Below are 13,299 nucleotides of genomic sequence, written 5' to 3'. Positions count from 1 at the left end.
AGGCTTTGAAAATAAAGGTCTCGTTAGTTGTATTTGTTTATAAGAAAACCTTTAAATGATAGAAATATTATTTTTAATTTTTTTATTAATCCATGAATTAAACAAGTGTTTTAAATATCTGTATACCTACATTTTAATTATGGTTATTAGAGTGGCTTCATTTAAATAAATCGCTTTTGCTTTTTAATAATCAAAGGTTAAATTCCTACCAGATAGGTAATCTTTGAGTAGAAAACTAACATCAGCATATTACATTATTATGAATTAATGCCCTCGCATTGGAGCGTTAACCTTTTGAGATATCTACGAAAGCGAGCCACAACGGCTATCAGTGGGTGACGTGAAAAAAATGGTGCTGACTTGTCAACTCGAGTTTGAAGTTGGGCGAGTGAACCCAGTGAACAAAAGTGAGCGACTGGAGTTTGTTTTTCATTTAATTATGCAGAGCAGGGGCTTGGCCTCTGCTTTATTTCGCGCTGACGCATTGGCATACGATCAATGGTTTGTTTAATGTTTTCCCAATCCGTTGCTTTGCCCCAACGCAATTTTTCTGAACCGTCTTTTCCAATCAATATTGCGGTATGTGTACCTGGTTCAACATCATAAACTCTAAACATACTGAGTAAGTTAAACTCGTTCTTGACCCAAGTGGGAATGGTAAACCCATCTTGAGTGACGACTAAAGTGATAACGTCTCGGTCGGAAAGTTCGCATTCATTGATTAGGGTCTCAAGTAAAAACTGCTTCACATGTTCGTCATTGGTTGGTGCGAAGTAAATGACGCTTCTATGAGCCCATTTTGGTGAGTAGGCCGGATAACTCCACGCAAGCCCAATACTCTGAATAAGCAGTAAAATGAGAATCAAACAGCGCATAATTGGCCTCCGTGAAACAACAATTGAGCTTCTAAACCTCAATCACTTTCTACGTTAAGTGTAGGTGGTAAGCTCACCATTTACCTGAGTAATATGTAAGTAACTGATATGGAAAATCTAGAAACTCGCCGTTGGAAACTGCGCTTACCAACCGAGGGAGATGCAACCTTTATACTGTCACTCTACAACACGGAAGGCTTCCTTCGCTTTGTGGGTGACAAATACGGCGATGCTGTCGACTATATTCGTAACACTATGCTCGCGATTCGTCGAGTTCAGGGCATTGCCCGAAAAGCCGATTAGAGGGACTACTAACCGGCATAAGGATTGATTCATTCACCAGCGATAGCTTGGTGTTTCGTCTTGATGCTAGCAACAAGCATATATAGGCAAGTTGCCAGCAGTATCGCGAACAGGTAGCCCATTAATCCGTGATCACCAGACATGTACCAGCCCGCAATGATTGGGCCGAAAACGGATCCCAAGCTATAGCTGAACAGCATGACTTGTGTTGCTGAAACAATGTACTGCGAGTCCAATTTGTCGCAGCCTAGATTGATTGCGATCGGGTACAGAGCAAAAGCAGCAACGCCTAGCAAAAATAGGCTAACGGCTAAAACACGGATGTTCTCGTCCAGCATAATTAAGCTAATAGACGCAGCGCCGAGTAGGCAGAAGAATGCCATCAACAAGGTTCGACCAAAATATTTCGACATCCATGGCACCATGGGTTGAACGGCCATACCACCAAGAATGACAAGTGCCATCAACCCGCCCAAATCGTCAGTGTCAATACCTTGCTGCGCCAGTTCCAATGGCATTAAGCCGTAAATAGCGCCAAGAATCAGGCCAGAAACAATGCAACCAATAATCGCCGCATGGCTTAATCTGGTGATCTGCTTAAATGATAGATTGCTCGTATGCGCAGATTGTGGCTGATCGGTTTCTCCAAACAGCAAAACCACGATAGCGAGTAGCAATAGAGTCAAGATGGCAATAAAAGGCACGCCACCGTTAACGCCCAATACCCCAATGCCCAATTGGCCAATTGCGCTGCCACCGTACAATGCTGCCATATACAGGCCAAGACGTTTTGCTCTTGCCGCTTCGTCGCCATGCAGCAACCATGATTCAACGATAACGAATACGCCAGCAACAGAGATACCGGCCAAAAAGCGTGCACACATCCATGCCACTGAGTTGGTAAATATCGGTAACGCGAAAATGGTCGTGATAAAAATACTTAAACAAAGAACAAAAGCGCTCTTGTGGCCTAATCGAGTGACTAACGGTTCAATCGCAATCGCACCAACTAAAAGACCGGCATAGAAAACACTGGCTAACCAACTGGCCAACGAGCTGTGTAGCCCGTATTCCGGTAGCATCAATGGGATCAAGCTCATTAAATAGCCTGATGCTACCGCATAAAGAGCCAGCGCGATAACAGGTACTGAGATGCGAGCTTTTGGTGCAGGAGCAAGAATGTTTTCCAACGTCGTAGCCTCTTGAGTTAGTGTATTAAATGGAACGTATTTCGGCGCGACTATGGAGCGATTTTGATATTGGGTAAAACGAATAATTTTAGTCGTGTCGATAAAAATCATTTTTCGATACGAGTTTTAGCTGTAGATAGAAAAAAGGCCGCTAGTCGTAGCGACTGGCGGCCTTTAAGAGCGGAACATTTTGTTTCTTTTACTTAGTTAAAGCCTCATTAAGCCACTGATCAAATTGCCCTTTAGGTAAGGCGCCATTGATAACATCGACTCTTTTGCCATCTTTGAATACCATGACAGTAGGAATGCTTCTAATTTGATACTTAGCTGCGAGATTTTGCTGGCTTTCTGTATCTATTTTTACAAATCGAACGTTATTGGCTCGCTCTTTGGCGACGTCAGAAAATACCGGCGCGAAACCGACACATGGGTTACACCATGGTGCCCAAAAGTCGACGACAACCGGTTGGTTGCTGTTCAAAATAGCATCAAAGTTGAGTTCGGTTCCTTCAATCGGCGCACCGTCGAGTAAATCCGATTGGCATTTACCGCATTTCGGGCTTTCAGATACTCGTTCATTGGGAACACGATTTACGCCAGAGCAAGAAGGGCAGCGTGTGTTGAATGTAGACATGACTTTTCTCTTGTTTGTGTTTTTCTACGCAAGTGTGACGTCTATTTTAGCAATTAGATGACACCACAGATAATCGCTAGTTATACTCTGAAAATAGTATTTACCCAAGAGTTCTATCCGTCTTACTGAACAGGTTGAATGAGACGCTAGCTCAAATAAGAATAAAAGGCTTCGAATGACAACATTCTACGCAGAAATAACAGGTTGGGGTAAATGCGTGCCGCCAACCACGCTCTCCAACGATGATTTAAGTACATTCCTTGACACTTCAGACGAGTGGATTCGTACGCGTACCGGTATTGAAAATCGTCGCATCAGCCACGTTAATACGTCTGATATGTCGACGGTAGCCGCCAAACATGCGCTAGCATGTGCTGGTCTTGAGGCGAATGATATTGATTTACTTATCGTCGCGACCTGTTCTCCAGATTCCCTTATTCCTAACATTGCATCAAAGGTATCTCAGAACCTTGGTATGATTGGAACAACGGCGTTTGATCTCAATGCGGCGTGTACGGGTTTTCTCTATAGCTTAGAGACGGCGACACGCATGATTCAGGCGGGTAACTATAATAATGCTCTGGTAATAGGTGCGGAGCGTCTGTCTTTCTATATCGATTGGACCATGCGTGATACTGCTGTTTTGTTTGGTGATGGAGCGGGTGCTGTGGTGCTAAGCAAAACCGATAAACCCGTTGGCTTGCAGCAAGCTCAATTAGGTTGTGATTCAAAGGGGCGAGACATTCTCTCTGTACCAAAATTTGGTACTTCAATGGACCGCTTTGCCGCAGATAGCGGCTATTGGGAATTCAACTTCGTAGGAAAAGAAATCTTTAAGCGCGCTGTTAAAGGCATGGGCTCAGCGGCTCAAAATGTCCTTGCGCGTAGCAAGCTATCTACCCAAGATGTCGACGTCGTGATCCCGCATCAAGCAAACATTCGCATCATTCAAACACTGTGTGATTTGTCTGGTATTAGTCAGGAAAAAGCGTTTGTGAACATCCACAAATATGGCAATACGTCTGCGGCTACTGTACCTCTGGCGTTATGTGAAGCCATGGAGGAAGGATTCGTTAAACCTGGCGATAACTTACTACTGGCAGCATTTGGTGCTGGACTGACGTGGGGAGCTGGCCATATCAAATGGGGAGACCGTGTAACGCCTTTGGGGCGCAGTGATGCGGCCTTACCTGAATGTGACAAATCAGCGCTTGAGTTGCTTGATGAAGCGATCAAGTTTTGTAAAGAGCATGCGCCAAGTTAGTTAAATGCAATACCATTCTGGATAGCAGACGGTTCAGAATGGTATTATCCTGCCTTAGACGATAAGAATAATGCAGGGCTTAAATGAAGTTTCTTCACACCTCTGACTGGCACCTCGGACGCCAATTTCACAATGTTTCTCTTCTGGATGATCAAAAAGCCGTTTTGGCACAACTGATTGAATATCTGCAATCTAATACCCTTGATGCTCTGGTGATTGCCGGAGATATCTATGACCGCTCGGTTCCGCCTACGGCGGCGATAGAGTTAATGAATGAATTTGTCCGTCAAGTGTGTAACGAGCTGAAGCTACCCATTATTCTGACACCCGGTAATCATGATGGTGCTCAGCGATTAGGCTTTGGCTCCTCGCAAATGAAAGGGGCAGGTTTACACATTATCTCGAATTTTGCAGAGATGAAGGAACCCGTTGTTTTGAGTACGGACATCGGTGAAGTGGCTTTTTATGGCATGCCTTACAGCGATCCTGAATCAGTGCGTCACCATTATGGCCAGCCTGTATCAACGTACGATGACGCTCATCGACTGTTAAGTGAAGAGATTAAGTCTCAGTTTAAACCAGATCAGAAGAATGTCTTGATCAGCCACTGCTTTGTTGATGGTGCGATTGAGTCAGAGTCCGAACGTCCTTTAGCAATTGGCGGCTCAGACAGAGTCAGCCATGAACATTTTGTCGACTTTGACTATGTCGCTCTCGGCCATCTGCACCAGGCGCAAAAAAAAGGTGAAGACTATATTCGTTACTCGGGGTCACTCATGAAATACAGCTTTTCAGAGCAGCACCAGAAAAAAGGAGTGACCTTGGTTGAGCTCAATGAAAAAGGCTTTGCTTCGGCCACTCATATTGACCTCACTGCTCCTCATCAAATGCGAATCATCGAAGGAGAGTTAGACCAAGTGATCGCCAGTGGCAAAACCGATCCGAATAATGACGATTATTTGTTGGTCCGTTTGTTAGACAAACACGCCATTCTCAATCCGATGGAAAAGCTTCGTGCGGTTTACCCAAATGTACTGCATATCGAAAAGCCAGGTATGTTAGTGGGTATAGAACAAGAAATGGCTCAGGCGAAGCTGGCGCGAAGTGAAGTTGATATGTTCAAAGACTTTTTTCTTGAAGCGCAAAATAGTGAGCTCACCGAAGATCAAAATCAGGCGATCACCAGCATTATCAAACAATTGACAAAGCAGTAAGGGCAAGCGATGAAACCATTATCACTGACAATGCAGGCATTTGGCCCTTTTGCTAACACTGAAACCATCGACTTTACGTTGCTCGGTTCCAATCCACTGTTTTTGATTAACGGCCCAACAGGTTCAGGTAAGACGTCAATTTTAGACGCTATGTGTTTTGCTTTGTACGGCCAAACAACAGGTAATGATAGAGAAGGAACGCAGATGCGCTGCGATATGGCGGCGCTTGCGTTACCGACCGAAGTGGTCTTTGAATTCGCACTTAAGGATAAGCGCTATAGAGTCACGAGATCACCCGATCAATTGGCACCTAAAGCTCGAGGCGAAGGTACGACAACACGCAAACATACCGCCTCTTTGTATGAGATTACCAATGATCAGAAACTTATCACGAGCAAGACAGCGCAGGTAAAGGTTGAGGTTGCAGAACTGATTGGTCTGAATGAAACCCAGTTTCGTCAGGTGATGGTGTTACCACAGGGTAAGTTTCGTGAACTCTTGCTAGCAAGCTCCAAAGATCGAGAAGCGATCTTCGGCCAACTGTTCCAGACTGACATCTACAAAAAAATTGAGTTTGCACTTAAGGACAAAGCGAGTGCGATCAGCAAGTCAAAAGATGAGTTTGATAACCAGATTCGCGGTGCTCTACAAGTGGCTGAGGCCAGTACAGAACAAGAGTTAAACCAGCAACTTGAAGTTGTTGCTAAGCGGCTTGAAGAGGTGAGTTTAAGTGAGAAGGTTGCCCTTGAAAAGTTAAATAAAAGCAAAGAAGCACAGCAGAAAGCTCACCAATTGCAAAGTGAATTTGATAAGCTGCAAAGCGCAGAGAAAGCGTTGTCAGAGCATAGTGATAAAAGCGATAGCAATGCTCAAATTCAACAAAAATTGGCGATCGCTCAGCAGGCTTCCAAGCTAGATGTGCCGTATACCAACTGGAGCTCATTCACAAAGCAGGTCCATGAACTGAATGAAAAAGCTAGCTCGCTTGAAAAAGCGCTGCAACATTCGAATGTTGCGATAGAAGAGCACCAACAGCAGTTCGATACGTTAACGCTGGAAGCTCAATCAATTCCGAATTTGACAGATAAGCTTTACCAATTGGAAGGCATCAAAACTAAGTTACACGAACAGTTGGAGTTGGAAAAAAACCTCAAAGATTCTGCTATCAAGAAACAAGAATCCAATGCGACTTTAATCAAATATCAGGCGCATAAAGAAAAGCTATTGCAAGAAGCATCCAAAGCTCAGCTAGAACTTGAAAAGGCTAAGCTGAAAGTTGGAGACAAAGCGACGATAGAGTCTGAACTAGCACGATTGCAGCGTCTGAGTGCCGATCTCAATAAACTGCAGTCGTTATCTAACGAGTTAATGGCTTTAGAGCAAGGTCAGCACCCCCTACAAGCTCATGTAAAACAGCTGAAGGTTGATTGGCAAGCCCATAGCAAGCAAGCGGATGACTATGAAATGCGATGGCATAGCGCTCAGGCAGCGGTGCTGGCTCGGAGGCTTCAACAAGGTCTGCCTTGTCCTGTGTGTGGCAGTGCTGAACACCCAAATCCTGCTTCGTTTGTTGGCGAAGAAGTGACTAAAGAGCAAGTGGAGTTTTATCGTAACCAAGAGCGTCAGTCCCTGAACTCTCTCAACGAGCAAACTCTCATTGTTGAACAACAGAACGTGCTGATCTCTCGTCTAAAAATTCAAATTGAAGCGTTTCAGGAAGAGTTGGGAGAGCATAGAGGCCAATCTTTGGACCTAGTGCAGAGCCAGCTCACTGAATGTCAGGCCAAGTTAGCGGGATTAGCTTCAATTGACCTTAAGCAGATGGAGTCAGAGGTGGCAACGCTCAACCAACGCTGTGAAAAAGGTGACAATGAAATTCATCGCCTGAGAGAAGAGATGTCTGCCCATGACGCTACAACTCAGGCGCTCCAACAGCGTTTCGAGGCACTAATACAGTCTATTGGCGAGCAATATCAATCAGTGGAATCTGTCGACGATGAGTATAAGCAAACCAAAGCCTCAATTGATACGTTGCAAACGCGCCTAGAGCAAGCCAATGAGCAGCAAAAACGACTGGTCAAACACCATGCCGAGCTTGAAGGACAAAGACAGAGCAACACACAGCTTTTAGCGCAAGCAAAGCGCGACTTAGATAAAGCGGAAACGCAATGGCATGTCTTGATTGAAAAAGCACAGTTTTCTGATGAACAAGATTACCTCAGCAGCAAAGCGACCGATGAACAATTAGAGTTTTGGAAAGCTTCGGTCGAGACTTACGCGCAAACGGAAGTCAAACTAAACCAGACGTTAGCGGACTTGAAACATGTGTTAAAAGATCAGCAAACGCCAGATTTAGACCAGTTGGCTAAGTGTGTTGAACTTAGCAGCCAAGAGTACGTCGAAGCCAGAAATACACTAGATACTACTCGTTCGAAGTTTGAACGATTTGAGAAAGTCCGCCGTGATATTGTCTTACTGCACGAAAAGAATGCGGAATTGGAAGCTGAGTATAGGGTGTATGGAACCCTGTATGACGTTGCTAGCGGTAAGACTGGAAGTCGGGTTAGCTTGCATCGATTTGTTCTTGGCGTATTGCTGGACGATGTTCTTATCCAAGCGTCCCAGAGACTCAGTTTGATGAGCAAGGGGCGTTACATTCTTGCCCGTAAAACCGAAGGCTTCAAGGGCGTTGCTGGGCGTGGTCTGGATTTGATGGTAGAAGATAGTTACACAGGCAAGAATAGAGATGTCGCCACTCTATCTGGGGGCGAGTCTTTTATGGCTGCTCTGTCTTTGGCACTTGGCTTATCGGATGTCGTTCAGTCATACAGTGGTGGCATTCGGTTGGATACCTTGTTTATTGATGAAGGGTTTGGCAGTTTGGACCCAGAGTCGTTAGATTTAGCGGTTCAAACGCTGATCGAGTTGCAGCAAACGGGACGCATGATTGGTTTAATATCCCATGTTAGTGAGCTTAAAGAGCAAATGCCGTTGAGAATAGACGTTGAAGCCTCGCGTTTGGGGAGCAGTATTCAATTGATTGGTATGCATACATAGTGCAGGCTAAAATTTACATAATTCACTATGTTGCGTATGCTCAATCTATAACAGTGGTTTATGTTAACAGCATAGAATCGATCACTTTGGGTAGGTCACACTTTGGTGCCTAGCGGTCACAATCATTTAAATGGGCTTAAGGCGCTTGTAACAGTGCTTTAGGCGAAAAAGAAGTAGCGCGTAGCGGTTTTAATGCATGAATGTAGTAAAGAAGATTTATCAATACGCAGACCCGAACCTTACACTCGTGGGTTGGATGGGCTTGCTTGGTTTTCCTGCTTACTACTACGTATGGACCTACCTGTTCCCTCAGCCATACGAAAGTTTGGCCCTCAGATTGTTTTGCGCATTTCTTTTCGCTATTCTCGTGGTTCGTCGTGCACTACCCAAGTACGTACAAAGATACCTGCCTCAATATTATCTCATCTCGATATCGATCTGCTTACCGTACTTTTTTAGCTACATGATGTTTATGAACGAGTGGTCGACGGTATGGGCGATGTCTTTTATGGCCTCAGTTTTTCTCCATGTTTTGCTGGTTCACCAAACGCGAGTTATGTTGCTGCAAGCTTCGATTGCGTTATTGTGTGCTTTTGTCACCGTTTACGGGTATGACTTTAGCTTGGCGTTGGAGAAAATAGTGTGGCCATACCTGCCGATTTTTCTGTTCACATATATTTTTGGTAACTTATTCTATTTCCGCAATCAGGCAGAGCATGAGAGTAAAGTATCTATAGCAAAATCCTTTGGCGCAGGAATCGCTCATGAAATGCGTAACCCTTTAAGTGCGCTGAAAGCATCTTTTGATGTTCTCAGTTCATTATTGCCTGATGAAAAGTCAAAAACTGATGAGTTTTACTCAATGTCGCATCAGGAATTGACCATAGCGAGAGAAGTGCTCAGTGATGCAGATGAAGTGATTCAATATGGTAACGAAACTATCGATCTTCTATTGACTTCTATTGATGAAAACCGCGTTTCTACGTCGACATTCAGGAGACACTCTTTAAAACGTGTAACGGAAGACTCTCTATCAAGCTTCGCTTACAAGAGCCCAATTGATAAGCAGGCTGTTCAGTTCAAATGTGAACAGGATGCTGATTTCTTTGGTAGTGATACACTCATCAAATATGCCTTGTACAATCTTCTCAAAAATGCCTTTTATTATCAGAACGGTAACCATTTTCAAATCACTGTTGAGCTAAAGAGTTTCGACAAAAACAACACCATTGTGTTCCGAGATAACGGAGTGGGTATAGCCCCAGAAGTCCTTAAACACATTTTTAAAGATTTTTACACCTTCGGCAAGTCAGGTAGCTATGGTCTTGGTTTACCATTTTGTCGGAAAGTGATGAATGCTTTAGGTGGCAGAATCAGTTGTAGGTCTGAACTAAATGAATGGACGGAATTCACACTGACTTTCCCTCGATACCAATCAGCGAGAGTGGATTACATCAAGTTGGACCTCATGAAATCTAAATCAGCCCTCTATGTCGGTGAAACAAGTGTGATTTCACAACTACTAAACGAACAGTCTTTTTATAAGGGATTTACTCTTAACGCCGTTGACCTCAAATTGGCTAACAGCAGGGAAGAGTACGAATTTGAATACGATTTGATATTTATTGATTTGGATGCAGTGATAACCTCACCAGACCAACTTTCGGCGTTAGAGAACAAGCTTCATTTCACTGAAGCGAGAATCGTGTTTCTCTACGACGAGAATAACTGCTATCACAACGATGTCGAAAGGCACTTGACTATTTACCCTGTTGAGAAGCATCGCATGTCTTTAGAACCTGCACGCGTCTTGGATGAATTGTTTTTTGAGTCTCCTGAACCTGATCGTAACTTACTGCCGAGAAAAGAAGTTCGTGTCGGTAAAACGATCGTTATTGCTGACGACAATCACTCACTTCGTACTTACACGTCTATTTTGTTAGAGCAGCAGGGATTTGAGGTGATTCAAGCCCAGAATGGGCAAGAAGTGTTAGACAAACTTAAAAACAATTTTGTCGATTTAGTACTGATGGATATAGAAATGCCTCAACTGAATGGCCTTGAGGCGGCAAATGCTATCCGTTCGTCAGATAGCGATTATGCTGATGTTCCAATTTTAGGTCATACTGGTGATTCGACTTCAACCGCTATTGATAAAATCCACCAATCAGGAATGAATGATTATATTATTAAACCAGCAGGTACCGAGGTATTGTTGGACAAGATTTCAAACTGGATTTAAAAATGGCCCACTCTCTATGGGCCATTTGTATTTGTTTAAATAAAGTACATATCTGGAAGGTCATAAGCTTTCTGACAAGCATACACAATTTTATCTACTTCATCTTTGGTCGTGGAGCTATTAAGAGAAAAACGTATTATGTTCTTATTGGGTGTCGTTGCCGGTCTACAAAAGACTGCACCAAATATTCCCTGAGATTCCAAAAAATCTCTCATTTTTTCAGTATTGCGCTCATCCCCTGTTTCAATAGCTACTATTTGAGATTGGCTTCTAATTGTTAACCCGATATTGATTAGGTTAGTTTTCAAATATTCGCTCAACTTTTGCAAATAAGCCCTTTCTTCTTCTTTTTCCTTAATGATATCCAGTGTTTTATCGAGTCGATCTAGTTCATGTGGCAACATGGTCGAGCTAAAAATCGCAGGGTAAGCCACGAATGGAATACAATCATTAGTTCGATTGTTACACCAAATTGCCCCTGCTCGGTAGGCAAATGTTTTTGCTAAACTGGCCGTCATGAAGTCCACCTGATGACTCAGCTTTAAGCTTTGTAACAAACCTGCCCCATGTTTACCGTGAGTCCCTAAAGAATGAGATTCATCGACTACAACTGCACATCCATGCTCTTTTGCGATTAATACAATGTCGACCAATGGTGCTATAGTTCCTATAGTACTGTAAATCGAATCAACAAGAACAATGCCAGGACCATGTCTATTGATCAGTTTATTCAGATGATTAACGTTATTGTGCATAAAGGGATGAATATTAGCTCCAGCTATGCGAGCACCTTCCCATAATGACATATGAGCGAAAAAATCGATGTAGACATTAGTTTCACTGTCACAAATGGTTTGCAGCAAAGCGGTATTAGCTGCCCATCCAGACTGAGAAAGTAAACAAGATTGAAATCCGACATACTTAGCGAGTTTTTGCTCCACTTCGGGTTTAGAACATTCATCTTGTAAAAAAATCCCCGACATAAACGGGCTACTTTTTCGTGCCATAATAGAACTAATATGGTGCTCAATGATATCGGGGTTATTCGATAGATCTAGATAATCATTACTTTGTAAAACAAGGTCGCCATTTTGAGGCCTCTTTCCAAGAACTAAATGTTTACCGTTTTTGTTGTTATTAATTAAATCATTAAGATAAAATTCTATCTTTTGATTAATAAAATCTGGCAAAGGAGGGTAGTGGTTCAGTGTATTCATGACAAGTATATCCTTTTTGTTAAAACCATGTGCCAGCTGACAAAAGGATATATGAACCAAAATGGATATAAGTTCGAGCGCTGATATTGATTACTTTGTGGTTCGTTACAAATAAAAATATCAACTATATTTATATATGAATTCTTTCCCTAAGCTGACCCGAGCCTAACATAAGAAAAATTTCGATATACTGCCGTTAACTATTCAGTGCAGAGTGCTATTTGCTCATGGTGACGTTCTTGCTAGATGTATGGAACTCTGGCCAGTACATCTTGATATAGCCAATCAGTACCCATGCTACCAGTGCGGTGGCGACACTCAGCTCAAAAAATCCAAATTTGTGAAGCCAGTGCCAGTGCGGATGATACTGCTCGAAAAAGCTCGTCAGACGGTGCATCGCGATCGCACTAATGACAGAAGGGAAGGTGACTGCCGCAATGGAAGGTTGGAATTTTAGTCGCATTAGACGGAAGTAACACAAGTAGATTGTTAACGTCATAGTGATAGCGATACCAGCCAAAGCGCCAGTGAGAATTGGGTCTGGCTTTTGGAAGTTAACCAAATAGGTCGCCAATGACAGGTTGATTGGTGCTGCCATTATGGCGAGTGTTGGCCTTGCTCTGCGTGGGAGCCGGCCTTCAAACATCAGCCTATAGAGAACCAGTGGTAACATAAAGAAGTATATTGTAATACAGATGCTGACTAAGGTTTCTGAAAATACGTTATGACCGAACTTGGTGCCTGCCAACGAGCTACTAATTAACCCTACTGGATATAGGAACCAACTAGGAACAATATTGGCTAACTTGAAGCGTGTTATTTGAAAGAAGAAAAACAACACCATCATGGTGATGTGGAGCAGCAGCGCCGCAAACCACAAAGGGTAAGCGATCAAGGGCGAGATCACGGCGAGGTAATCACATAAGATCAACAATGCCATACTCATAGGGGCCATCAAGCTGCCGCTCAGTGGGTGTCTAATATCGTTGATGAAAGTGGAGTAACTGCTGAAGTATTTTATTAGCACTGGAAGCAGCAGAATAGCACCGCCTGCGGCAAGATAAGGGCGGATAAAAACGCCAATGTCAGGAATATACAATGCCCATGCATGACCGAGTCCTATCATGCCCAGCGCTAATGCGGCTTGTGAGGGGGGCACACTGTGAAAGTGTGTAAAGCGTTTCCAGTTCAACGGCGTAATCCTGACTAGCTTGAAATAAATGATTGGCACTAATGATTGAGCAAATCCGTGCTACAGATCATTCAGGGCAGAAGATCATATCAAGCTGAGCGGTTACTGTGC

General features: G+C 43.4%; 10 protein-coding genes. 5 read left to right on the top strand and 5 right to left on the bottom strand.

Annotation, left to right across the window (positions count from 1 at the left end):
• Positions 1 to 437 precede the first annotated feature (437 nt).
• Complete coding sequence (locus tag TW84_RS07650) at positions 438 to 875, bottom strand: DUF4174 domain-containing protein (RefSeq protein ID WP_045975068.1); 438 nt, start codon at positions 873 to 875, stop codon at positions 438 to 440.
• Between the two features lie 108 nt (positions 876 to 983).
• Here TW84_RS07650 and TW84_RS07645 point away from each other — a divergent pair, with 108 nt between their 5' ends.
• On the top strand, positions 984 to 1,178 hold the full coding sequence (locus TW84_RS07645) for a hypothetical protein (RefSeq protein ID WP_240457323.1): 195 nt from the start codon (positions 984 to 986) through the stop codon (positions 1,176 to 1,178).
• A 29-nt stretch (positions 1,179 to 1,207) separates the two neighbouring features.
• Here TW84_RS07645 and TW84_RS07640 read toward each other — a convergent pair whose 3' ends face one another.
• A complete protein-coding gene (locus tag TW84_RS07640; protein ID WP_045975114.1) occupies positions 1,208 to 2,368 on the bottom strand; it encodes an MFS transporter in 1,161 nt (386 codons plus the stop codon).
• 199 nt (positions 2,369 to 2,567) lie between these two features.
• Positions 2,568 to 3,002 (bottom strand): thioredoxin TrxC, encoded by a 435-nt coding sequence (gene trxC / locus TW84_RS07635; RefSeq protein WP_045975067.1) that lies wholly within the window; start codon positions 3,000 to 3,002, stop codon positions 2,568 to 2,570.
• A gap of 175 nt (positions 3,003 to 3,177) precedes the next feature.
• Here trxC and TW84_RS07630 point away from each other — a divergent pair, with 175 nt between their 5' ends.
• The 4 genes from TW84_RS07630 to TW84_RS07615 all read left to right on the top strand — a co-directional run bounded on the left by TW84_RS07630 (position 3,178) and on the right by TW84_RS07615 (position 10,779).
• On the top strand, positions 3,178 to 4,266 hold the full coding sequence (locus TW84_RS07630) for a ketoacyl-ACP synthase III (protein ID WP_045975066.1): 1,089 nt from the start codon (positions 3,178 to 3,180) through the stop codon (positions 4,264 to 4,266).
• 83 nt (positions 4,267 to 4,349) lie between these two features.
• Positions 4,350 to 5,480, top strand: a complete 1,131-nt coding sequence (locus tag TW84_RS07625; protein ID WP_045975065.1) for an exonuclease SbcCD subunit D — start codon at positions 4,350 to 4,352, stop codon at positions 5,478 to 5,480.
• A gap of 9 nt (positions 5,481 to 5,489) precedes the next feature.
• On the top strand, positions 5,490 to 8,537 hold the full coding sequence (locus TW84_RS07620; RefSeq protein WP_045975064.1) for an AAA family ATPase: 3,048 nt from the start codon (positions 5,490 to 5,492) through the stop codon (positions 8,535 to 8,537).
• Positions 8,538 to 8,733: 196 nt separating this feature from the next.
• The gene (locus tag TW84_RS07615) at positions 8,734 to 10,779 is read left to right on the top strand and encodes a hybrid sensor histidine kinase/response regulator (RefSeq protein WP_045975063.1); all 2,046 of its coding nucleotides are present in this window, start codon (positions 8,734 to 8,736) and stop codon (positions 10,777 to 10,779) included.
• A 35-nt stretch (positions 10,780 to 10,814) separates the two neighbouring features.
• Here the strand turns inward: TW84_RS07615 and cqsA are convergent, their stop codons facing one another.
• Both cqsA and TW84_RS07605 read right to left on the bottom strand, forming a co-directional pair.
• Positions 10,815 to 11,996 (bottom strand): alpha-hydroxyketone-type quorum-sensing autoinducer synthase, encoded by a 1,182-nt coding sequence (gene cqsA, locus TW84_RS07610; protein WP_045975062.1) that lies wholly within the window; start codon positions 11,994 to 11,996, stop codon positions 10,815 to 10,817.
• A 217-nt stretch (positions 11,997 to 12,213) separates the two neighbouring features.
• On the bottom strand, positions 12,214 to 13,188 hold the full coding sequence (locus TW84_RS07605) for a TDT family transporter (RefSeq protein ID WP_045975061.1): 975 nt from the start codon (positions 13,186 to 13,188) through the stop codon (positions 12,214 to 12,216).
• Positions 13,189 to 13,299: the final 111 nt, after the last annotated feature.

Origin of the sequence: Vibrio neptunius, from assembly GCF_000967495.1 — a bacterium.
Lineage (GTDB): Bacteria > Pseudomonadota > Gammaproteobacteria > Enterobacterales > Vibrionaceae > Vibrio > Vibrio neptunius.
The sequence above is the reverse complement of the archived record's forward strand: the minus strand, read 5'-3'. Positions and strand labels throughout refer to the sequence as shown.

Coding starts and splice junctions, on each gene's coding strand:
- TW84_RS07650 (WP_045975068.1), bottom strand. CDS start 875: ATGCGCTGTTTGATTCTCATTTTACTGCTTATTCAGAGTATTGGGCTT.
- TW84_RS07645 (WP_240457323.1), top strand. CDS start 984: ATGGAAAATCTAGAAACTCGCCGTTGGAAACTGCGCTTACCAACCGAG.
- trxC (WP_045975067.1), bottom strand. CDS start 3,002: ATGTCTACATTCAACACACGCTGCCCTTCTTGCTCTGGCGTAAATCGT.
- TW84_RS07630 (WP_045975066.1), top strand. CDS start 3,178: ATGACAACATTCTACGCAGAAATAACAGGTTGGGGTAAATGCGTGCCG.
- TW84_RS07625 (WP_045975065.1), top strand. CDS start 4,350: ATGAAGTTTCTTCACACCTCTGACTGGCACCTCGGACGCCAATTTCAC.
- TW84_RS07620 (WP_045975064.1), top strand. CDS start 5,490: ATGAAACCATTATCACTGACAATGCAGGCATTTGGCCCTTTTGCTAAC.
- TW84_RS07615 (WP_045975063.1), top strand. CDS start 8,734: ATGAATGTAGTAAAGAAGATTTATCAATACGCAGACCCGAACCTTACA.
- cqsA (WP_045975062.1), bottom strand. CDS start 11,996: ATGAATACACTGAACCACTACCCTCCTTTGCCAGATTTTATTAATCAA.